A 22,575-nucleotide genomic window follows, 5' to 3' on the forward strand; every position below is an offset into this window, starting at 1 on the left:
ATATTGAAAACAGTTAAGGTCAGCTCAAATGAGCCGACCACATTTAAAATCTTATCATAGAAAGTTAATTTACAGACTTTTTTTCATACACTCATTTAAAGTCTCTAAATAATAAAAAGATGTTGATTTTATCAACATCTTTTTTTAAAATTTAAACTCTTATTGAGACTTTTTCCATATACTGAGATAGATTTTTTATACCGCCTGCTAGAGATATGATTCTAAAGATATCATCTTTATATTCTTTTTTCCATAACGACCCTGCAAGAATACTAATTTTTGAATCTTTATAAGCTTTTGGATATACTAGGGTACTTGATCCTACCAAAATAACTTCTCTTGCATTATTACACCTTTCCAATACTTCATCTATGGTGTTATTAATAAATGTAGTTCCTGATATAAAAACTACATCACAAGTAGGTAGAAGTTCTGATTGAAGATCTTGAGATAAGACCCCATCTTCATTTTTCCCTTTATCAAAGATTATAAAGTCTTTTGTTTTACCATTTAAAGCGTTAATTATCGGTCCTAGATGACCTATCATGCCTACTACATCTGTCTCCTTGACTTCTTTTATAAAATCAACAGATTCTAAATTTCTAGTATTGTTATAGTTATTTCTGCTGCCTGCATTTAAAGTAGCAATTCCTAGGGCTCTTTTTAAAATGTTTTTTTCATTAAGTGCCCATTTTGCTATATCTATTGCATCCATACCTATTAAGTCAAAATTCTTAGGAAAAATAGAGCAGCAGCTGTCAAGCTCTTCCCTTAGAACATAAGAACTTCCTATATCACCATTATCTAATTGCACTGAGATAATTGAAAGTCCAATAACAGCATCTTTTATTTTTTTCCCTTGTAGTTCTGATTTACCTAATTCAAAGATGTTATTTAATATCATTTGTGAACCCCCCTTATATAAATAATTTTTAATAAAAAATGTAGTTAAAGATTATTAATATTGTTTAATGAGACATTAGTTTCTTCTTCTGTTGAGTGTTTGTATTTATTTTTATTATATAAAATACCACAAATAATAGATGTAAGTGGTATTGTAAATAAAATTCCTATACTACCAACAAGTGCCTGTAGAATTTCAACCACAATCAATTCACGATTTAAAAGTTCAATAAAAGAATTGTTGTAAGTAAGAAGGAGTAATACCATGGATAAAGAGCTTCCAATATAAGCTAAAATTAAAGTATTAGACATAGTTCCCATTATATCTTGTCCAATTCTTATACCTGATTTAATTATTGATTTTATAGTTTGTTTTTCAGACTGCTCATATATTTCATAAAGTGAAGATGAAATTGATATGGAAACATCCATAATAGCACCTAATGCTCCAATAATAATAGAAGCAAATATAATGGCTTTTAGATCTATAGGATTATTTGTTGCCATCATAGTTAAATAATATGATTCTTCACTGACAAAACCTGTAAGTGATAAAATTTTACTCATTATTTGAGTTAATAATCCGCTGACTATGATTCCTCCGAAGCATCCTAATCCGGCTGCCAAACTTTTTTTATTGGCACCGTAAATAACTAAAAGTGTCATTAATATAGTAAAGACACAAGTAATTATTGACCAATAATATATATTTCTGCCGGTTAAAATAGATGGTATAAATACAAAGAAAACTGCAAGACAGGTAAAAGTTAAAGATACAATTGTGTTGAATCCTTTAAACCTACCAAATAGCAATAGCAGAATAAAAAAACTGATTCCCAGCCATATTAATATATCAGAACGAACATATTCTATTAAAACCCAAGATGTATCACTAGTTTGATTTGGCATATTGCATATAATTACTTTATCATTAAGCTTTACTTCTTTTAGATTATGATAAATAGTTGAGTCTATACTTTGAGAGGCTTCAACAACTTTATTTTTATTTTCACCGCTTAAAATTTTACAAGAAAACAACACGGTTGTTTCTTCCAGTTTGGTAGATTCACCATAGTCAATTACATTTTTTTGTTTATCTATAACTTTTATAACTTTTGCCTTTACACTTGGTGTATTATTTTCATTATCAAAAAACTTTGCTGTTCCCATAGTATATTGATTACCTGTATAAATGAGTATAATTGATAAAATAATTGTTAGTATATATACTAAGTAGCTCTTATTTCTTTTTGTTTTCATTGTGTACTCCTAATTTATTTTAATTTTAGTTTATAATAATTTGCTGTATTAATTATAATTACAATATTTAACTTTGTCAATTTTATGTAAAAAAATACTCTTGACATATGCGTTCTATAATTATAGAATAAAAACAAGAAGATATTCTATGATTATAGAACGTATAAAATACATAACATAGAACACTTAAAAAAACGCGGGGGAGTAGAAGATATGAGTAGAAGGATAATAATTATAGGGGTTACCCTGATATGCTGCATTATAATTATGGGATTTTCTTTTATAATAAATGATAATAATAATGAAAATAATAATGCAGATAAGGTAGCTTTACCTAAATCAAATATAGAAGAACAATATTACGCTATCAAGGAAGTTAACCAACATGTAAATCTTTTTACTAATTTTATAGATGGATATTCAATATTGATTCCAGATGATTTAAAAGTATATATGGATTCAGCAGGGATACGAACTGTTTTAAAAAATGATAATATGCAAATAGAAATATACAAAGAAGATTTAAAGGAAGGAGTTTCTCCTGAAACCTATATAAATTATTCTAATAAATTTTTGGAAAATACTGTTGATCATAAAAAAGAATATGAACAAGATCTTATTATGGCAGGATATAATACCCATGTAGTTAAATGGTCAAGAAACAAATTGAGTAAAGTAGAGAATGACAAAAATTATTATGCTTCTTTGGATATGAAAATAAGTAATAAAGTAGTCTTTACTTTTTTATTTAAATCAGAGAAACCTTTTTACAGTGAAAATCAATATGTTGACATTGTGTCAAGTTTTTATAAAAAGACAAGCGCTGGTTCATATGAAAAGATTGCTGACAAAAATATATTAAATAATAATATTAGTGAAAATAAAAATTGGAATAAAGAAACAAAAGAAGTATATGAAAAGTATTTTGGAGAAAAAAGTACATTAAAATGGGGTATTTTCGAACCTAGTGCGCCGGAAGACTTTACTAATTTAAAAAATTTGGAAAATCGGATTCAGTATAAATTTCCTTTTCTCGTATATTATAAACATTTTAATAAGGATAATGATGTATCCTCTTTAAGAAAAGGATTAACAAATGCGGCTAAAGAAAATAGAATATTAGAATTAACATTACAGACTACTTCGCAGGAAGATGGAAATATGGTGTATGATATTTTAAATGGGGAATATGATCAATTTTTAGATTTATTTATTTCAGAAATAAACGAGGCAAAAATTCCAGTTTTGATGAGATTTTGTAATGAAATGAATGGAGATTGGTGTATGTATAGTTCTTATCATACATCAAAAGATACAGAAATTTTTAAGCAGTTATATAAATATGTTTATAAAAAATTTGAAGAGAAAGGCGCATCAAAATATGTTATTTGGGTATGGAACCCTAATGAAAAATCATTGCCTGATTTTAAATGGAATGGTGAAGATATGTATTATCCAGGGGATGAGTATGTAGATGTTATAGGATTAACAGGGTATAATACAGGAACTTATTATGACGCAGAAAAATGGAGATCCTTTGATGAAATTTATGAGATTCCATATAAGAAAGTCTTAGAAAATTATAATAAACCTATTATGATTACTGAATTTTCTTCGAGCAGCGTAGGTGGTAATAAAGAAGCATGGGTACTTGATATGTTTGATAAAATTAAGAACTATGATCAAATAAAAGTAGCCATATGGTGGAGTGGAAGAGATCTGGATTCAGATGGAAGTGTTGCAAGACCTTATTGGATTGATGAAACAGAAGAATTAATAGATATCTTTAGGAAAAATTTAACTTAGTAAATAATTAAGCTAATCTTGACAATAGTATTCTATACAGATAGAATTAATGTAGATATATTTAGGAGAAAGAAAGATGAATGAAATTAAATTACCTGATTCAGAAATAAAAGTAATGGATATTTTATGGGAATATAAAGAACTAAGCGCTAAAGATACTGCACAGCGTATGAATGAAGCCTATGGCTGGAAAAAAAATACTACCTATACTGTTTTAAAGAAATTACAGGAAAAAGGTGTTATAGAAAGAAGTGAACCCGGCTTTATATGTAAACCTATAATTGGCAGAGAGCAAGTTGGAAGAACAGAAACAAAAAGCTTACTGGATAGATTTTACAAAGGTTCAGCTGCTACTTTGTTCTCAGCATTCTTAAAAGATAAGTCAATATCAAATGAGGAAATTGATGAAATAAAAGCTATGATTGAGAAAATGAAATAATACAGGAGAAGTATTATGTTAGATAAAATATTTGAAACTGTAATAAGCTTATCTTTTATGGCTTCTATAATGATTTTTATTGTACTAATACTAAAGGGAATTTTAACATTAAAAAAAGGTCATATTAAAAAGATTGCTTTTGTTGCAATATGGATGATGGTTTTTATAAGGCTGAGTATTCCTTTTAACATAAGTTTAGATTATTTTCAATTTTCGAGAGTAAATCCGACTCAATATGTATATGAAGAAGTCATTCCAGATTCATTAACAGGAGTAGAGGAAAAAACAAATGAAGAGTTTATTAATACAAATAATGATGAAGGATATTCACAGAATGTAGATGTTAATAACCAAAATCTTATAAAATCTAAAGATGAAAATTTTTATAATAATAATATAAAAGATATAGAAGCTTCAAATTTTGACATTAAAAATGTAATAGTTAAAATTTGGTTTAGTATTTCTTTATTATTAATTATTATTACAATTATTACATATACAGTGACATTATTAAGAGTGAGAAGATTAAAATGTATAAACTATGATAAATTAGAAGAACTTAAAAACAGAGTAAAGTTAAAGAAAAAGATTAAGTTAAAGTTAAGTGATGGAGAATTAGATACCGCTGTCTATGGTATATTAAGACCTACAATAGTTGTTTCCATGGATAATAACGATCAATTTAATCATATTTTATTACATGAATTAGTTCATATTAAAAGGTATGACAATTTAAAAAAATTGTTTATTCAAATTGTCGTTTCATTTCATTGGTTTAACCCGTTGGTATGGTTAAGCAGTTTTTTTGTGCAAAAAGATATAGAACTTGCGTGTGATGAAAAGGTTATAGCTTTGTTAGGATATAATGAGCGTAAAGCTTATGCACAGTCTATCTTTGATTTTGCAAATGCTTCTAAAAAAACAAGAGTAAATAGTTTTTCATTTTTTGGTAAAAATTCAATAAAAGAAAGAATAAAAAATATATTAATTTTAAAGAAAAAAACTATTAATAAACCTATTATATGTATTGCATTAGTAATATTTTTCATTGCAGGTTGTATGTCAAATCCTATACAGCAATTGACAGGAAAAGTGCTTGCATATGCTTTAGAGCCTAATTTCGTGAATCTTAAAATCATGGAGAATAATAATCAAAATATTACAGATTATTATATTGATAATGATTTCGTATATTATATACTTTCAAAGAATAATAATGAAAATAATCTTGGAGGATTTAAATTAGGTAAGTATAATTTAGTAACAGGAAGCAACGAGATATTTTTTGAAGAAGACAATAAACAAATATCGGCAGCAGGTCTACAGTATTCTCTTGGAAAGATATATTTCACCTTGAAAGATACGGGGAAAAAAGATAATGATATATGGTCTATTATGGAATATGATTTAGAGAGTAATAAACAATATGAAATTATAAAACCGTATGAAGAAGAAAGAGTTGAAAAAAATCTTACAATAGATGCTGCAAAAGGTTTATCTTTTGGAGATATAAAATTAAATGGAAGTAATAATTATTTAACTTGGCATGAAATTTATAAAAACACATTAGGGGAAATAGAAGATAGATTAATTATTTGGAGTATAAAAAGTGAAAAAATTATAGATGAAATTATTACAAACGGCAATCAGGATTACTCAAATATCTTAGATGGCTATATAGCATATCAGAAATATGCCCCAAATAGTAAAGATACTCAAATAGTAAGACGTGAGATCAGTACAGGCAAGGAAACAGCAATTAAAAATACTCTTGATGGTGAAGCTTATTCAGCTTATGCAAATGAAAACTATTTTGTATATAAAGAAGATTTTAAAAAGGGAGCAAAAATTGTAGTTCATAAGATCGACCAAAATAAGGATTACTTTATATCAAATATACTAGAAGATAAAATCAGCGGAAAAAATTTAGAATTATATAAAAATGGAATGTGGGGAATTAATCTTATTAAAGATAAATTAATATTGACAGGATCTAAAAATACTATTTTTGAGATTGATTTGCAAGATTTTCGAGTTTCAGTAATAAATGAAGAAAATAATTTAGAAACAGGTTTTTATCAAACTAAAATCAGTGAAAATGTAGCAGCATCACTGCAATATGATATGGATGTAGAAGGCAATCCTCAAAATAGATTATTTTATGCTAAACTTAAAGAAAAAATAACGAAATAATTTAACATGAACAAAATTTCTTGCTATACAATAATTGAAATGATATAATTATATTATAAAGCTTTAAAGTAATAAAGTTAATTTTGCATAAAGAGGTAGTTAACAATGGCTTACGAATCTAAATTTAAAAGTACAGAAACAGATGAATTGTTTAGAGCAATCTTAGCACTGGAAACAGAAGAAGATTGTTATAGATTTTTTGAGGATGTTTGTACAGTTAATGAATTACATGCAATTTCCCAAAGACTTCAAGTTGCCAAATTGCTTTATGAGCATAAGACATATAATGAGATAGAAGAAATTACAAAGGCTAGTACGGCTACTATCAGCAGAATAAATAAATGTTTAGTATATGGAGCTGAAGGTTATAAAAGAGTTTTAGAGAAGCTTTAATTATATATAACATATAACAAATAAATATGAATATAACAAAATCCTACCTTGAAAAATGTAGGATTTTGTTATATTATGGTTTTTGTAGGGTGTGTAAACACACAAAGTAGGTAAAAAGGAAGGAAATTTAATATGACACAAATTATTGCAACGATTACATTGGTAGTTTTTGTTGCTGTGATGTTAATGGTAGGTATTCACAGCTCAAAAAAGGTAGGTACAGTTGAAGGATTTTTACTTGGCGGCAGAAGTATAGGACCGTGGATTTCAGCATTCGCATACGGTACCTCATATTTTTCAGCCGTTATTTTTATTGGTTACGGCGGAATGTTCGGATGGAATATTGGACTTGGAAGTATGTGGATTGGTATTGGAAATGCCGCAATTGGTTGCTTGCTCGCATGGCTTTTATTGGCAAAGAGGACAAGACGTATGACAAGGACTTTAGGTTCAAGAACAATGCCGGAATTTTTTGATGCAAGATATCAAAGCAAAGGTATGAAAATTTATGCAGCTGCTATAATCTTTGTATTTTTAGTTCCATATGCAGCAGGAGTATATAAAGGACTTGGAACATTATTCAGTGCTATTTTTGTAGGAGCTTCACCAATTACTTGTATGTTAATTGTAGCTATTCTTACAGGTATATATCTTGTTCTTGGCGGGTATATTGCCACTGCAGTAAATGATTTTATTCAAGGATTGATTATGATAGTAGGTATAGTATGCATGGTGTTAATATTGGTTTCAAGACCTGAAGTTGGAGGATTTGCTGCGGTTTATGAAAAATTATCAAATATTGATATGAAGCTTGTGGATTTTACCGGAGGGGCAAGTGGAAAAATGTTGATTATAAACATTTTATTAACCAGCTTTGGTGTATGGGGACTGCCGCAGATGGTTCATAAGTATTATGCTATAAAAGATGAAAGTAGTATAAAAATAGCTACTATAGTATCAACGTTATTTGCGCTTTTCATTGGATGTGGAGCATATTTTACAGGATCACTTTCAAGATTATTTATTGCGGCTGATGCAAACGGAATGCCTAATGTAGAAGGTGGCTTTGATGGAGTAATACCGAGTTTGTTGATGATGGCATTGACTCATAATGTATTTTCCACAATAGTACTTAGTGTCATTATGCTATTGTTATTATCGGCATCAATGTCTACTTTGTCAGCAATTGTACTTTCTTCAAGTTCAGCAGTTTCTATAGATTTTGTTCAAGAAATACATCCTAATATAAAGGACAACAGCCAAATGCTTTTAATGAGAGGATTATGTGTTTTATTTATTGCATTGTCGTTTTTATTTGCAACAATGAATATTTCATTTATTGTTAATCTTATGTCATTCTCATGGGGCGTTGTGTCAGGATCGTTTATAGGACCATTTTTATGGGGGTTGTATTCTAAAAAGGTTACAAAAGCAGGAGCTTGGGCTGGCCTGTTAAGCGGTATAGTAGTTGTGGGAGGATTTTTAATTTACTTCAGCAGCATTAATGGATTTGATGCGGCTAAAACTTTAGCACCTCAACTTGGAGTTACTGCAATGGCAGTATCTTTTATAGTTGTTCCTATTGTAAGCTTATTTTCTAAAAAGTTTACCTTTGAACATAATGAGGCAGTGTTTAGAACTGTAGAATAGTAACTATAATAAATTGATTAATTTTTAATTTATATACTAATTAGGTATTGTTGTACCAATTATTAAATAATAAACTCCCTATTAAGTAAGTGAAATATAATTTTGCTTACTTAATAGGGAGTATCTTATTTTTTATATTATAATTAAATTTTTATTCATGTTTTTAAAGCGGTTCAAATTCAAAATAAGTTACGTAATCTTTATTTTACTAATATGAGATACTATATTTTCAAAAGGTAAAGTATTAATAATAGTTTTCCTCTTCTTCTTCGTAATTTTCTCCATCAATAGCTGGATTGTCTATATCAATAAGAACTTCTTCGTATAAATTACGTTTCTCATTATAATCATCAGATTCTTCTTCTGAATCTTTAAGATTGTCGTCGGAAGAGGCTATGAATGATAGCGCATATTCATCCAGATCATAATTGAGACAATCAGAAAAATCAAAAGAATGTTCTTCTTTGCTGAGCTTTTCTATTCTTGAGAGTGTTAAAGCTTGGCTGACTGTAATTTCCATAATTTCATTATTATCTAGTTTATGACAGTGGGCAATTCCATCAAAAATATACCAATTTCTAAACTTGAAAAGTTCATCAACATATAAAACTCTTGATTCAGAATCATCAGTATTTTGAGCTAAACCTATTAAAGCTTGTTTTATAGTATCGAGCAAGGTAAATAAATCTAAAGAATCATCAGGTATTCCTGATTGTATATCTTCGAAATAATTATCTGTAATATTTACTAAAACATTGGCATCTACTTCGGATAAAGCCGTATAAAATGCATCATAAGAGATAATTTTATCACATTCAATTAAATCAGAAAAATGCTCAAAAAAAGAGAATTCTGTGGGAGATTCGATTTCTAAAAAATCTAATAGTTCTTCAATTTCCATAATATTCACCTCATTATTTATATGTTTCTAAATCAAAATTTTTAAATGCTACTTTAAATTCAGAGTTTTCAAATATACGATTAATCATATTTACAAAGTTTTCTGACAAGTCACTGGCATAGAATGTATTATCTATGGAGGGACTATTTGCTAAAAGATTATTATCTTTTAATTTCATTTTTATACTTTCTAGTATTTCTTCTGATGGATTTATAATACGTATATTAGGATAAAGTTTTTGTATATTTTTTCTGATTAAAGGATAATGAGTACACCCTAAAACGAGAGTATCTATTTTATTGTAGGAAATGAAATTATCCAAATAGTATTTTATTGACAAGTCCATAATTTCATTTTGTATAATTCCTTCTTCAATTAGAGGTACAAAAGTAGGACACGCTATTGAATTAATATCTAAGTTTGGATTAAATTTTAGGATTTTTGTAGTATAGGCTTCACTTTTTATTGTAACTTTAGTACCGATAATTCCAATGTGGTTATTAGGTGTACATGTGGATGCTACTAATTTAGCAGCAGGAGTAATAATTCCTAAAACAGGAATTTTGGGAAACATCTTGCGAAGCTCGTCTAAACATGTTGCACTTACCGTATTGCAGGCAATTACAATCATTTTTACATTGTTTTGAACTAAAAAGTTAGCTATTTGCAAAGAAAATGCTGTAATTGTGGAAGGAGCTTTTGAACCATATGGTGTTCTTGCAGTGTCCCCGAAATATATAATTCTTTCATTTGGCAGGGCTTTCATTAAGTATGGTATACATGTCAGACCACCCAAACCAGAATCAAAAAACCCAATGGGTCTATTATCCATAATTTTGATTATTCCTTTCAATATGTGATATAATAATATTAATAAATTCAAAGGAATATGTAAATAGAAAAAAAATAAATTTTCGGAGGGGAATTATATGAGCAAAGAAACGAAAACAAGAGATCAAATTGATAAAAAATATAAGTGGAATATTGAAGCAATGTATAATGATGAATCTAATTGGGAAAGAGATTATAAGTCTGTAGAAGAAAAAGCTGAGAAATTTATGGAGTTTTCCGGTAGATTAGGGGAAGGGGCTTCCATATTATTAGATGCATTACAGCAGAAAGATAACATATGGCTTATTTTAGAAAGAGTTTATGTTTATGCACGCATGAAAAAAGATGAGGATAATAGAATCAGTAAATATCAGGCTATGGCTGACAGAGCACAGTCACTTATTGCAAAGACTGCATCATTTATGTCATTTTTTACACCTGAACTATTAGAGATTCCAGAAGAAAAACTTAAAGGTTTTATTGAGGAAGAAGATGGACTTAAAATTTACAAGTTTGTAATTGATGAAGTCTTAAGAGAAAAAATTCATATTCTTTCTAAAAGTGAAGAAAATTTAATTGCACAGTTTAGTGAGGTTACTTCAGCTACAAATAATATATTCAGTATGATTAATAATGCTGACATTAAGTTTGGGTCTATAATAGATGAAGATGGAGATAAGGTTGAAGTTACCCATGGAAAATATATTGGATTTATGGAGTCTCATGACAGAAGAGTGAGAAAAGAAGCTTTTGAGCATGTATATGCAGCCTATGAGAAACAAAAAAATACTTTAGCTGCCACTTATAATTACAATACAAAATCTGATGTTATTATGTCAAGAATAAGAAAGTATAATTCATCTATTGAACTTGCATTATCAGGAGATAATATTCCTATAAGTGTTTATGATAATTTGGTCGATACTGTAAACAGCAGGCTTGATTTACTTCACAGATATGTGGAAGTCAGAAGAAAAATGCTTAACCTAGATGAAGTTCATATGTATGATATGTACACCCCTTTAGTTGAGATGCCTAAAGAAAATATTCCTTATGAAAAAGCCTTGGATATGATTAGAGAAGGGCTTACACCTATGGGTGAAGATTATTTAAGCAGGATGAATAAAGGTCTGCAAGAAGGCTGGATAGATGTATATGAAAATGAAGGCAAAACAAGTGGAGCATATTCTTTTGGAAGTTATGACAGTATGCCGTATATTTTGTTAAACTATACAGGGAAATTAAAGGACGTATTTACAATTATACATGAAATGGGTCACTCTATGCATTCAAATTATACTAGAACCACTCAGCCATTTGTTTACGGAGGACATTCCATTTTTACTGCAGAAGTTGCATCTACAGTTAATGAATCTCTTTTAATGAAACATCTTATAGAAAAAAGTACTGACCCTAATGAGAAAAAGTATTTGCTTAATTTATATATTGAAGAATTCAGGACAACCTTATTCAGGCAGACTATGTTTGCTGAATTTGAAAGGCTTACACATGAAGCTGTTGAAAAAGGTGAAGTTCTCACTTCTGAATGGCTTTGCAGTGAATACGGAAAACTAAACAAGAAGTATTTTGGAGATAAAGTTGTTTATGATAATGAAATTGAAATGGAATGGGCAAGAATACCTCATTTTTATAATGCTTTTTATGTATATAAATATGCAACAGGTTATTCTGCAGCCTCAGCTATTTCAGAGAAAATTCTAAATGAGGGTGAAAAAGCAAAAGACAATTATATAAAATTCTTAAAATCAGGGGACAGCGATTATCCTATCAATCTTCTTCAAATTGCTGGTGTAGATATGAGCAGCCCTGAACCTATAAAAAAAGCAATGGATACATTTGAGAAACTTATTATAGATATAGAAAAACTGGTATAGCTGGTATAGAGAGATTAGATATTTTGTGGAGGAAAAATTGAGACGTATTAATGTTTTTGCAAATAAAACACCTCTTTCTGTTGAGACAGAAAGATTGCTAAAGTGTAAACTTGAAAATAGCGGATTTGTAGTACCAAAAGAGTTTGATTCTGAAGCAGAACTAATAATTTGTATAGGTGGTGATGGTGCTTTTCTAAAAACCTTACATGAATATGACTTTCCGGATATACCTTTTATAGGTATAAATACAGGACACTTGGGCTTTTTTCAGGAACTTAATCCGGATGGGTTAGATGAATTTATATTTAGATATAAAAAAGGGAAATATGGGATACAGCCTTTGAAAACTGTTCGTGCCATAGTTTCTGTAGGGAATGAAAAATTTGAGCATAAGGGCCTTAATGAGATTGTAATTAAAGGAAATCATTCTCATTCTATCCACTTAAATATGTCTATCGGAGACAGTTTTATTGAGAGATTTAGCGGAGATGGTATTTTGGTTGCCACACCGGCAGGAAGCACGGCATATAATTATGCTTTGGGAGGAAGTATTGTAGATCCCAGATTAGAGTTGCTGCAAATAACTCCAATAGCCCCAATGAATACCACCGCGTATCGCTCTTTTACTTCAAGCGTATTGCTTCCTCCTAATTTATCGGTTAAAATTAACCCTGAAGAATTTATAAATACCGGAGTATTAATTAGTCAAGATGGTATGGAAAAAAGATATGGTCAAGTGTCAGAAATTTTTATTGAGTTTTCTGATTCTGTTGTGAAGTTATTAAGATTTGAAAACTATGATTTTTGGAATAAAGTTAAGAGCAAATTTTTATAAAGGTTTTCCCAGAAGTAATTTACATACTCTGGGAAAATTTCTTTGTATAGTAAATATGCTGATACGATTACTGATTATTAAATAATTACTTTAAATAGGTAGAATTAGATTATTAAATTGTCAATATGTACAAATAGAAATTTAGTATTTTAGGTTTAGCACTTTTTTATTAAAATATTATTTTACAAGATTAAATAAATAATATAAAATTATAAAAAATAAAAAAAGAAGGAATATGGCAAGGTTAAAAGATGAAAGAAAGTAAATTTGAATATATTGTAAAAGAGAAGGACACGCACCTTAAGATAAAAGAAATATTAAAAAATAATTTCAATTTTTCTTCAAGATTAATGACAAAGTTAAAGGTAAACAACAGTGTATTTTGCAATGGTAAAAGCATAAAAATGTATTTGGTTCCAAAATTGGGAGATAAAATTACAGTAAGACTGCCAAAAGAAAAAAGTGAATTCGAGCCGGAAAATATAGAAATAAATGTTGTATATGAAGATGATGATTTATTAATAATAAATAAGCAACCGGGATATGTGGTCCATCCTACAAAAGGGCATCCCAATCATACTATAGCAAATGGAATTATGAAGTATATAATTAATACAGATCAGAATTTCAAAATAAGATTTATAAACAGACTGGATATGGATACTTCAGGTCTTTTAATTATTGCAAAAAATTCCCATTGCCAAAATGATTTTTCAAAACAGATGAGTGCAGGGCAGGTTACTAAACGATATGTTGCAATAGTAAAAGGAATAATTAGTGATGATGAAGGAACTATTGACTTGCCTATTGCTAAGGCTATGGATGATCATGTGATTAGAATAGTTCGGGATGATGGGTATCCGTCAGTTACACATTACAAAGTTCTTAAACGATATGAAAAAGGATATACTAAGGTAGAATTATTACTGGAAACCGGTAGGACACATCAGATCAGAGTGCATATGTCACATATTGGTTATCCTGTTGTAGGAGATGTACTTTATGGAAATACAGCTGTTTGGCTTATTGAGCGCCAAGCATTACATGCAAGATATTTATCTTTTAAGCATCCTATTACAGGGAAAGAAATGGAAGTGGAAGCCGAATTACCGGATGATATGATTGAATTGATAAAAAAAATAGAATGACCATAATTATTAATGCTAAGAAAACTTTATAAAGAGTATAAAAAATAAAAACTGTTAAGATTTTTCAAATGATCGTGTTGAAAAAATTGATAAAAAAAAGAGGTTAACAATATTTTAATTATAATCTTAAAAAATTTGCTGCCATATAAAGGTGTAACAATAACTGTAACATTTGCATATAATGTATGAAAAATATGGAGGTGTTTATTTTGGGCGAAGAATTTAAACAATGTTTTGATCGTGACGACAGATGTGATTGTTATGATAGGCAGCCATGTAAACCAAAGCATCCTTGTGAGCCTGAGCCTTGTTGTGAGCCTTGCTGTGATCCATGCGATGATCCTTGTGATAACGACTGGGATTTTGGCACATGGATTCCGATTATTATAATTATTTTCTTACTATGTGGAGGTTCAAACATATTTGGCGGTTTTGGCGGCGGTTGTAAAGATGATTGCTGTGATGGCGGCGGTGGATTTAGCTGGATACTTATAATTGTAGTTCTTTTCTTAGTATTTGGAAACCAAAAAGGAGGCAGAGGTGGTTTCTTAGGAGGATTATTTGGCGGCTGTTAAAAAATAAAAGCTATATATTCTTAATAAAAATTTTGAACATATTTAAAAAGCGATATGGAATATTATCGCTTTTTATTTTATAATATAATAAATAGTATTATAAATATTGATTTAATATTAAAAAATCAATATTGAAGTTAGCCAATAATATATTGCCAGACATAATAATATCGAGCTAAAATAATGGTTAAAAATGCAGTTCAGCTAACTTGACTTATACATAATATAGTAGTAAAATAGATTAATTATTTTATTTATATAGTTGAAAAACTTAATGATATACAAAGGAGAAAAGAAAATGGCAAAAATTTATTATCAAAATGATTGTAACTTAGCACTACTAGATGGAAAAACTGTTGCTATTGTTGGCTATGGAAGCCAGGGACACGCACACGCATTGAATTTAAAAGAAAGCGGTGTAAATGTAATAGTAGGTCTTTATGAAGGAAGTAAATCTTGGAAAAAAGCTGAAGAATCTGGATTAAAGGTTGCTACAGCAGCTGAAGCTGCAAAGGCTGCAGATATTATTATGATATTAGTACCAGATGAAAAACAGGCAGACATATATAATACAAGCATTAAGCCTTACTTAACTGAAGGTAAAGTATTAGCCTTTGCCCATGGATTTAATATTCATTTCAGACAAATTGTTCCTCCTACAGATGTAGATGTTATTATGATTGCACCTAAAGGACCTGGTCATACAGTAAGAAGTGAATATGTTGCAGGAAAAGGTGTACCATGCTTAATCGCAGTATATCAGGATGCAAGCGGAAAAGCAACAGACATTGGCCTTGCTTATGCAGCTGGAATTGGAGGTTCAAGAGCAGGTGTTCTTGAAACTACATTCAGACAAGAAACAGAAACTGACTTATTTGGAGAACAGGCTGTTCTTTGCGGTGGTGTAACAGCTCTTATGCAGGCTGGGTTTGAAACATTGGTTGAAGCAGGTTATGATCCGGCAAATGCATATTTTGAATGTATTCATGAGATGAAACTTATCGTAGATTTAATCTATCAAGGTGGATTCTCTAAGATGAGATATTCTATTTCTGACACTGCAGAATATGGTGATTATGAAGTTGGAAAGAGAATTATTACAGAAGAAACAAAGAAAGAAATGAAAAAAGTTTTAGAAGAAATTCAGGATGGTACTTTTGCTAGAAACTGGATAAGTGAAAATAAAGTAAATCGCCCTCATTTCTTAGCTACAAGAAGAATTAAAGCTGAGCATGAATTGGAAAAAGTAGGTAAAGAACTTAGAAAAATGTATTCTTGGAATGATGAAGCATAAGAAACGATTTTGCGATTGTTCTTACTAAGATTAATAAATATAAAAATACATGCTGTCTATATTTAGGCAGCATGTAAAATATACAGAAAAAATAGGTGATAAACAATGCAATTAAAGGGATCTCAAATAATAATGGAGTGCTTAGTAGAGCAAAACGTGGATACAATTTTTGGCTATCCGGGAGGGCAAATTATGCCGCTTTATGATGCACTTTATGACTATACAGATAGAATTAATCATATACTGACTAGCCATGAACAGGGAGCTACACATGCAGCAGATGGATATGCTCGATCTACTGGAAAGGTAGGGGTCTGTTTTGCTACAAGCGGACCTGGGGCAACTAATACAGTAACAGGTATAGCAACTGCGTATATGGATTCCAGCCCTATGGTTGTAATAACAGGACAAGTTCCAATTAGTCTTCTGGGTAAAGATTCATTTCAGGAAGTAGATATTGTAGGAGTAGCATTGCCTATTACAAAGCATAGTTTTTTTTGCAGAACCGTAGAGGAATTAGCTCCTAAAATCAGAGAAGCTTTTCGTATTGCTAAAAGTGGAAGACCAGGACCTGTACTTGTTGATATTCCTAAAAATCTTATGGTAGAAATTGGTGAATATAAAGCAGAAGAAGCTGTCAAATCGGATTTAAAACCATATGTAAATTCAGATAAGGTAAAAGAAATTGCTAATGCAATAAATGAGTCTGAAAAACCTATTATATATGCCGGTGGTGGTGTAATCATTTCAGAAGCATCAAAAGAACTTACTGAGTTAGCAGAAAAATCACAAATTCCTGTTGTTACTACACTTATGAGTATGGGAGCATTTGACAGAAGGAATCCTCTTTCTCTTGGAATGTTAGGTATGCACGGTGAAAAAGATGCAAATATGGCAGCTCATCACAGTGATCTTATTATTGCAATAGGATCCAGATTCAGTGATCGTGTTACAGGAGATACTAAAAGATTTGCTAAAGGAGCTAAAATTATACATATAGATATTGATCCTTCTGAAATAGGGAAAAATGTTAGATATGATTATAGCTTAACTGCAGATATTAAGGAAGCATTAACAAAAATGATGCCTTATATAGAGAAAAAGAATCGAAATGAATGGTTTGAAAAAGTACAGCAGTGGAAGAAAAAACCAAAAGAATTAAAGCAAAAACTTGATTCAAACAATATTATAAATACTGTAAATAAAATCGTTGGTGATGATGTAATCGTAGTTACAGATGTAGGGCAGCATCAAATGTGGACAGCTCAAAAATGGCCTTTTAGAAAGCCTAGAACCTTTATTACATCAGGTGGTCTTGGAACTATGGGTTTTGGCCTTGGTGCCGCTATAGGAGCCCAGATAGGTAATCCTGATAAACAAGTAATTCATATAAGTGGTGACGGAAGTTTTCGAATGAATTTAAATGAACTGGCAACAGTGTCAGCAAAAGATTTACCCATTATCAGTATAGTAATAAAAAACAATACTTTAGGTATGGTAAGACAATGGCAAAATCTTTTTTTTGATAAAAGATATTCGGCAACTGATTTAGCAGATGTTATTGATTATGAAAAGTTGGCTTCAGCTTTTGGTCTTAATGGATATTATGTAAAGAGTGTTGACAGTCTTACAGAAGCACTAAAGGATGCAAAAGAAAAGGGAAAAGGTACTGTTATTGCATGTGAAATCTATATTGATGAAAATGTTTGGCCGATTGTTCCGCCGGGAGAGGCAATTAATAATCAAGTATTAGCAGAGAATATGATATTGAAATAAGTAATAAGAATACTTAATTTATCTTATATGTTAGTTAGGTTAAGCCTTTAAAACAATATTTAGAACATAAAAGGGTTGCATATGCAATCCTTTATTCTATTTTTGGTAAGAAATAAAGAGGATGAAAAATGAATGAGATTTTAAATCATAATATAAAAACAGTTACAGGCGGTGACGGTGGAGATGTGTTGTTATTTTTGGGAAGTGAAAAAACGGCAATCTTTGATTGCGGCATGGCGTATTGTGCACCGGAAATGGTTGAAAATACTAAGAAAGAATTAAATGGAAGACCTTTAGACTATGTTATTGTAACTCATTCTCATTATGATCATGTTGGTGGACTGCCGTATTTAAGAAAAGAATGGCCGGGGCTTATATCATTAGGTTCAGGTTATGCTCAAAAGATATTAAATAAGCCATCAGCATTAAAAGTTATGGAAGAATTAGCTAAAGTAGCATGGAAGAAATTTAAAGGTAATGATTCGATTCCTACTATACTTATGAAAGGTATGGGAATTGATAAAGTAGTTAAGGAGAATGATGTTATTGATTTGGGTGATAAAAAAATTATTGTTTTAGAGACTCCCGGACATACAAGATGCTCTTTAAGTTTTTTTATGAAGCCTGATAATATTATTTTTCCCGGAGAAACTATTGGAGTATTAATTAATAATGAGATATTTTCTCCTATTTTAAAAAGTTATGCTGATACAATTAAATCTATTGAAAAATGCAGAAGAGTTAAGGCTCGAAATATTATTTCACCTCATTATGGATGGGTCCCGAGTTTTTATAGAGAGAAGTATTGGGACATGGCTGTTCAATCAGCTGAGAAAAGCAAAGATTTTATAATATCCCTTTATAAAAAAGGACAAAATAAGGAAGAAATTTTAAGGTCATATACAGAAAAATTTTGGATAGGCAGTACAAAAAATCAACAACCAAAAGAAGCTTTTATCATAAATGCAGTTAATTATATAGATGTTATAATAAAAGAATTTGGTTCTAAAACTATATAAAAATTTGCTATACTTCTTGAATATAATGTTTAAAATTGATTGTATTAAAAGCTATAGATATTTTATTAACTGTTTATTATAAAGCTAAAGAATAAAAATTCTTTAGCTTCTTATATTAAAGTTTTAATAGTTTTTTTACATTATTATAAAATAGATCTTCCAACTGTTTGTCATTTAGACCGCATATTAAAGAGCGCTGGATTTCTACTGAAGGATGATGGAAAGGAGCATCTATTCCAAACATTATTCGATCTGAGCCAATTGTCTCATAGGCTTCTTTTATTTTATTATGCATAGGCATACCTGAAGTTTCTAAATATAGATTTGGAAACTTTTTAGCCATATCTAATGCTGCTTGGATATATACTCCATGACCATGCCCCATATGTATCATGACCATTTTTACCTTCGGATATAATTCTGCAAGCTGTGCAATACTCCATGGAAGAGAAAATGGGGGATGTCCTGAATGAATCATAAGTGGAATATCAAGTTCTTCTGCAAGCTCTGCAAACGGGAAAACACAATCATCATTTGCTCTGTAAGCTTGAAATAAGGGATGAAGTTTTATTGCTTTAAATCCGTGACTATTTACACAATTTTTGATAACATCTAAAGCATTTTTACCTTCGTAAGGATTAATCCAAGCTGCTCCAATAAAACGATCAGGATAACTGTCTACAGCTATAATACTATCTTCAATAGGGAAAGTAGATAATACTGTTTTTTCTATATTATATTCATCCATTTGCGCTATAAGTTGTTTCGCAGTAATTCTTACATCTGGCCAACCTTCAAAATTTCCAATATGACTATGTGCATCAATTTTTTTAAATTTTTTTATTCTGTCTGACATAATTCCTCCTTTTTTATAACAGTAGTATATGTGAAATATTTTTTAAGCATGGTTTTTTGTAAGGCTTCTAAAATTACAAAAGCAAGGAAAATTCCTATACCTGTCTGCAAAATTAAAATTGGAATTGAAGCGATTGCAACCCCGGTGCCATATAGGATAATTCGTGTAATTGTATAACCAATACATTGAAGAAAACCACCTATTACTGCAGCAATAATCCAAAGAACTCGAGGATATTTTTTTATAAGTTTTTTTTCTATGATAATACCCATAATTGCAGCCATAACAGATTTACAAATGAGTGTGGGAAGTACCCATGTTCCGAATCCACCGATTAAATCTGCCAATGCAGCACCAATACCGCCGGCTAAAGCTCCTCTTTTCCAGCCAAGTAACAATACTGATATAAAAATCATACAATCCCCTAAATGTGTATATCCCTCAGTGAAGGGAATAGGCAGCTTAAGTGCAAATGTTGCGATAAATACCATTGCCGTAAAAATTCCCGTTTCACATATTTTTAAAATATTATTTTGCATATTTTTTCTCCTGTTAATATTATTCATATAATTAATTTTAATTGGTCCTTGCAAGGGTTAATTTATATTAAATAATGTTATCAGATTACTGATTTTATTAAAATATACAAAGAAATTAATTTTACTATATACAAATTGGTATATTTATATATAAAATAATTAAATTCTGGATAATTGTATTCGTATTGATATCAAACAAAAAGGTACAGTCAAATTTTTGATGTACCTTTTATAACTTGTTCATCATTGTAATTAATTTTTTTTCATAATATAAAAAGTTATATGATGAAATTGAATCTATAAATATACTATTCAATATGGCTTTTTTTTAATAATAATAATTTAGCTAATGTATGTTCAGCCCAACTATAATCAAACATATATTCTCCATTAAATGACAAAATTGCTTTTTTATCATTTTTCAATAGTTGATAATAGTCACATTCAAATTCATTTACATCTATATAACATCCTCCGCGAATAATTTTAACAAGAGAAGAGCAATTATATTGCATGAGAGTATTTCTTAATTGAGACGTAGCATCTCTGTACATCTGTTTTACATTACTATTGTATGGCCTATTTTCCCATAAAACACTGACAGCTTGTTCAATTGTTACCAATCCTCCCTGCATATCTACAAGGAGTGCCAACAATTCTTTAGATTTTGCACGTTTAAATACTACTAATTCGTTATCAATAAATACGTCAAATCTGCCAAAAGTATTTATAAATACTTTATTTTTATGGAGTATACTATTTTGATTATTGATAAGTGCTTTTGCAGTTGTTATTGCATATTCAAATTCTTCCATATTAAAAGGTTTAAGTATGTAAGCAATTGAATGTAATTTATATGCTTCAAGTGCGTAATTTTTATATGCCGTAGAAAATATAATTACTATATTTGGATAAATGTTTCTTAATATTCTGCAAAGCTCCAATCCATTTATTTCAGGTAATTTTATATCTAGAATTGCTAACTCTATAAAGTTCTCTTCAGCAAAATTAATTACATCCTTAGAATTTGTAAATTTACCTATTAAATTTATACTTTTGATTTCATTACAATAACTTTCAAGCTCCTTTAATACCCAATGCTCATCATCAACTATAATTGTTTTCATATTACACCTAACCTTTTTATTTTAGGGATTTTAATTAATACAGTAGTTCCTATTCCAATCTTACTGGTAATGTTAATGCTAGCGTTGCATATCACTTTTAATCGGAATTTTATGTTTTTTATGCCTATTGAATGTTTTTTATTTTCAAGTATTTTTGTATCAAATCCCTTACCGTCATCAATTATTTGTATTATAAAAAAATTCGGAGTTTGAAAGCTTCTTATTATTATTTTTCCACCATTTGATTTTTGAGTTATACCATGTTTTATTGCATTTTCAACTAAAGGTTGTATACTAAGAGTAGGCACTTTGAAGTCATCCGTTTGTATATCGTATATGACATTTATTTTTTTGCCAAACCTTGCTTTTTCTATAGCTATATAAGTTTTTATGTGTTTTATTTCTTTCGAGAATAATATAAGATGGTCATTATTAATATAATCCATATTGTTTTTTAGATAGGTGCTTAAATTTCCTATTAATAAATAAGCCATGTTCGGATTATGTTTTATCATTGATTGTATGGTTGTTAATGTATTATACAAAAAATGAGGCTTTATTTGTGTAAGCAATAAATCAATTTCCTTTTCTATTAATTTATTTTCAATAATAGATAATTTAAGTGAATTAATATACAATTGTTTTAATTTTAATATATCAAAATATATTATTGCACTGATATAAATGAGTGCACATATAGAAAATATTAAATTCATATTATATTTTATATAACCATTTATATAAATGGTTTCTATAAAAAGAGAAGAAATCAACAATATATTTATTACTAGATATATTGTTGATTTTTTATTTAGTATAGTTTTGACTTTTATCAATATAAATACTGCATAGGGGAATGAAAATAAGCTTAAAGGCAGTAATAAACCTAAGTATTTATTGTAAAAATCAATATTTGCAAATATAAAGGTAAAAAATACTAAAATATAATAATATTTAAATATTTTTCTGAGTTTATATAGTTTTATATTACAATTACTCATTAATTTTGTTGTCAATATATATAAAAAAAGTAAAGAAATAATATAGTTTGGTATTGAATAATGTTCGTAACTTAAACTGCTAAATTTGTTTTGTAAGATCCAAAAAGGTTCTGTAGTAATAAGAACTTTGAGGT

Annotated in this window: 20 protein-coding genes; 12 read left to right on the forward strand and 8 right to left on the reverse strand. The window is 29.4% G+C overall.

The window, feature by feature from the left end:
* Positions 1–151 precede the first annotated feature (151 nt).
* Positions 152–904: a Rossmann-like domain-containing protein gene (locus tag K292_RS0111550; RefSeq protein ID WP_027399958.1), complete on the reverse strand. Its 753-nt coding sequence runs from the start codon at positions 902–904 to the stop codon at positions 152–154.
* A 44-nt stretch (positions 905–948) separates the two neighbouring features.
* Positions 949–2,163, reverse strand: a complete 1,215-nt coding sequence (locus tag K292_RS17020; protein ID WP_084145987.1) for a YibE/F family protein — start codon at positions 2,161–2,163, stop codon at positions 949–951.
* A 213-nt stretch (positions 2,164–2,376) separates the two neighbouring features.
* Between K292_RS17020 and K292_RS17025 the strand changes: the two genes are divergently transcribed.
* The 5 genes from K292_RS17025 to K292_RS0111580 all read left to right on the forward strand — a co-directional run bounded on the left by K292_RS17025 (position 2,377) and on the right by K292_RS0111580 (position 8,644).
* The gene (locus K292_RS17025) at positions 2,377–3,969 is read left to right on the forward strand and encodes a glycoside hydrolase family 26 protein (RefSeq protein WP_051280694.1); all 1,593 of its coding nucleotides are present in this window, start codon (positions 2,377–2,379) and stop codon (positions 3,967–3,969) included.
* Between the two features lie 76 nt (positions 3,970–4,045).
* Positions 4,046–4,408 carry a BlaI/MecI/CopY family transcriptional regulator gene (locus K292_RS0111565; protein WP_037373143.1) on the forward strand — a complete coding sequence of 121 codons (363 nt, stop codon included), beginning with the start codon at positions 4,046–4,048 and terminating at the stop codon, positions 4,406–4,408.
* Between the two features lie 15 nt (positions 4,409–4,423).
* Positions 4,424–6,601, forward strand: coding sequence for a M56 family metallopeptidase (locus K292_RS0111570; RefSeq protein WP_027399960.1), 2,178 nt, complete (start codon positions 4,424–4,426; stop codon positions 6,599–6,601).
* 105 nt (positions 6,602–6,706) lie between these two features.
* Positions 6,707–6,994: a YerC/YecD family TrpR-related protein gene (locus tag K292_RS0111575; protein ID WP_027399961.1), complete on the forward strand. Its 288-nt coding sequence runs from the start codon at positions 6,707–6,709 to the stop codon at positions 6,992–6,994.
* 132 nt (positions 6,995–7,126) lie between these two features.
* A complete protein-coding gene (locus K292_RS0111580; RefSeq protein WP_027399962.1) occupies positions 7,127–8,644 on the forward strand; it encodes a sodium:solute symporter family transporter in 1,518 nt (505 codons plus the stop codon).
* A gap of 244 nt (positions 8,645–8,888) precedes the next feature.
* Here K292_RS0111580 and K292_RS0111585 read toward each other — a convergent pair whose 3' ends face one another.
* Entirely contained in the window at positions 8,889–9,545 is a 657-nt protein-coding gene (locus K292_RS0111585) for a hypothetical protein (protein WP_027399963.1), read from the reverse strand.
* 13 nt (positions 9,546–9,558) lie between these two features.
* Positions 9,559–10,377 (reverse strand): glutamate racemase, encoded by an 819-nt coding sequence (gene murI / locus K292_RS0111590; RefSeq protein ID WP_027399964.1) that lies wholly within the window; start codon positions 10,375–10,377, stop codon positions 9,559–9,561.
* Between the two features lie 97 nt (positions 10,378–10,474).
* On the opposite strand from murI, the gene pepF reads away from it, so the two are divergent.
* The 7 genes from pepF (at position 10,475) to K292_RS0111625 (ending at position 18,918) form a co-directional block, all read left to right on the forward strand.
* Positions 10,475–12,271, forward strand: coding sequence for an oligoendopeptidase F (gene pepF, locus K292_RS0111595; RefSeq protein WP_027399965.1), 1,797 nt, complete (start codon positions 10,475–10,477; stop codon positions 12,269–12,271).
* A 37-nt stretch (positions 12,272–12,308) separates the two neighbouring features.
* Complete coding sequence (locus K292_RS0111600) at positions 12,309–13,106, forward strand: NAD(+)/NADH kinase (protein ID WP_027399966.1); 798 nt, start codon at positions 12,309–12,311, stop codon at positions 13,104–13,106.
* Between the two features lie 251 nt (positions 13,107–13,357).
* Positions 13,358–14,254, forward strand: coding sequence for an RluA family pseudouridine synthase (locus K292_RS0111605; RefSeq protein ID WP_037373146.1), 897 nt, complete (start codon positions 13,358–13,360; stop codon positions 14,252–14,254).
* 209 nt (positions 14,255–14,463) lie between these two features.
* Complete coding sequence (locus tag K292_RS17030; protein ID WP_037373147.1) at positions 14,464–14,829, forward strand: hypothetical protein; 366 nt, start codon at positions 14,464–14,466, stop codon at positions 14,827–14,829.
* Between the two features lie 298 nt (positions 14,830–15,127).
* Positions 15,128–16,123 (forward strand): ketol-acid reductoisomerase, encoded by a 996-nt coding sequence (ilvC, locus tag K292_RS0111615; protein WP_027399968.1) that lies wholly within the window; start codon positions 15,128–15,130, stop codon positions 16,121–16,123.
* 105 nt (positions 16,124–16,228) lie between these two features.
* A complete protein-coding gene (ilvB, locus tag K292_RS0111620) occupies positions 16,229–17,899 on the forward strand; it encodes a biosynthetic-type acetolactate synthase large subunit (RefSeq protein ID WP_027399969.1) in 1,671 nt (556 codons plus the stop codon).
* Between the two features lie 128 nt (positions 17,900–18,027).
* Positions 18,028–18,918 carry an MBL fold metallo-hydrolase gene (locus tag K292_RS0111625; protein ID WP_027399970.1) on the forward strand — a complete coding sequence of 297 codons (891 nt, stop codon included), beginning with the start codon at positions 18,028–18,030 and terminating at the stop codon, positions 18,916–18,918.
* Between the two features lie 115 nt (positions 18,919–19,033).
* Here K292_RS0111625 and K292_RS0111630 read toward each other — a convergent pair whose 3' ends face one another.
* The 4 genes from K292_RS0111630 to K292_RS18885 form a co-directional block, all read right to left on the reverse strand.
* Positions 19,034–19,774: an amidohydrolase family protein gene (locus K292_RS0111630; protein WP_037373150.1), complete on the reverse strand. Its 741-nt coding sequence runs from the start codon at positions 19,772–19,774 to the stop codon at positions 19,034–19,036.
* On the reverse strand, positions 19,759–20,313 hold the full coding sequence (locus K292_RS0111635) for an ECF transporter S component (protein ID WP_027399972.1): 555 nt from the start codon (positions 20,311–20,313) through the stop codon (positions 19,759–19,761). Before K292_RS0111635 ends, K292_RS0111630 begins: the two co-directional genes overlap by 16 nt.
* Before the next feature lie 308 nt (positions 20,314–20,621).
* Positions 20,622–21,440, reverse strand: a complete 819-nt coding sequence (locus K292_RS0111640) for a response regulator (protein ID WP_027399973.1) — start codon at positions 21,438–21,440, stop codon at positions 20,622–20,624.
* Positions 21,437–22,156: a sensor histidine kinase gene (locus K292_RS18885; RefSeq protein WP_169515463.1), complete on the reverse strand. Its 720-nt coding sequence runs from the start codon at positions 22,154–22,156 to the stop codon at positions 21,437–21,439. The genes K292_RS0111640 and K292_RS18885 overlap by 4 nt, the downstream gene beginning before the upstream one ends.
* Between the last annotated feature and the right edge of the window lie 419 nt (positions 22,157–22,575).

Origin of the sequence: Anaerovorax odorimutans DSM 5092 (assembly GCF_000426305.1) — a bacterium.
Taxonomy (GTDB): Bacteria; Bacillota; Clostridia; order Peptostreptococcales; family Anaerovoracaceae; genus Anaerovorax; species Anaerovorax odorimutans.

Bases quoted from the DNA above. Each gene is read 5' to 3' on its own strand.
- K292_RS0111550 (WP_027399958.1), bottom strand. From the start codon at position 904: ATGATATTAAATAACATCTTTGAATTAGGTAAATCAGAACTACAAGGG.
- K292_RS17020 (WP_084145987.1), bottom strand. From the start codon at position 2,163: ATGAAAACAAAAAGAAATAAGAGCTACTTAGTATATATACTAACAATT.
- K292_RS17025 (WP_051280694.1), top strand. From the start codon at position 2,377: ATGAGTAGAAGGATAATAATTATAGGGGTTACCCTGATATGCTGCATT.
- K292_RS0111565 (WP_037373143.1), top strand. From the start codon at position 4,046: ATGAATGAAATTAAATTACCTGATTCAGAAATAAAAGTAATGGATATT.
- K292_RS0111570 (WP_027399960.1), top strand. From the start codon at position 4,424: ATGTTAGATAAAATATTTGAAACTGTAATAAGCTTATCTTTTATGGCT.
- K292_RS0111575 (WP_027399961.1), top strand. From the start codon at position 6,707: ATGGCTTACGAATCTAAATTTAAAAGTACAGAAACAGATGAATTGTTT.
- K292_RS0111580 (WP_027399962.1), top strand. From the start codon at position 7,127: ATGACACAAATTATTGCAACGATTACATTGGTAGTTTTTGTTGCTGTG.
- K292_RS0111585 (WP_027399963.1), bottom strand. From the start codon at position 9,545: ATGGAAATTGAAGAACTATTAGATTTTTTAGAAATCGAATCTCCCACA.
- murI (WP_027399964.1), bottom strand. From the start codon at position 10,377: ATGGATAATAGACCCATTGGGTTTTTTGATTCTGGTTTGGGTGGTCTG.
- pepF (WP_027399965.1), top strand. From the start codon at position 10,475: ATGAGCAAAGAAACGAAAACAAGAGATCAAATTGATAAAAAATATAAG.
- K292_RS0111605 (WP_037373146.1), top strand. From the start codon at position 13,358: ATGAAAGAAAGTAAATTTGAATATATTGTAAAAGAGAAGGACACGCAC.
- ilvC (WP_027399968.1), top strand. From the start codon at position 15,128: ATGGCAAAAATTTATTATCAAAATGATTGTAACTTAGCACTACTAGAT.
- ilvB (WP_027399969.1), top strand. From the start codon at position 16,229: ATGCAATTAAAGGGATCTCAAATAATAATGGAGTGCTTAGTAGAGCAA.
- K292_RS0111625 (WP_027399970.1), top strand. From the start codon at position 18,028: ATGAATGAGATTTTAAATCATAATATAAAAACAGTTACAGGCGGTGAC.
- K292_RS0111630 (WP_037373150.1), bottom strand. From the start codon at position 19,774: ATGTCAGACAGAATAAAAAAATTTAAAAAAATTGATGCACATAGTCAT.
- K292_RS0111635 (WP_027399972.1), bottom strand. From the start codon at position 20,313: ATGCAAAATAATATTTTAAAAATATGTGAAACGGGAATTTTTACGGCA.
- K292_RS0111640 (WP_027399973.1), bottom strand. From the start codon at position 21,440: ATGAAAACAATTATAGTTGATGATGAGCATTGGGTATTAAAGGAGCTT.
- K292_RS18885 (WP_169515463.1), bottom strand. From the start codon at position 22,156: ATGAATTTAATATTTTCTATATGTGCACTCATTTATATCAGTGCAATA.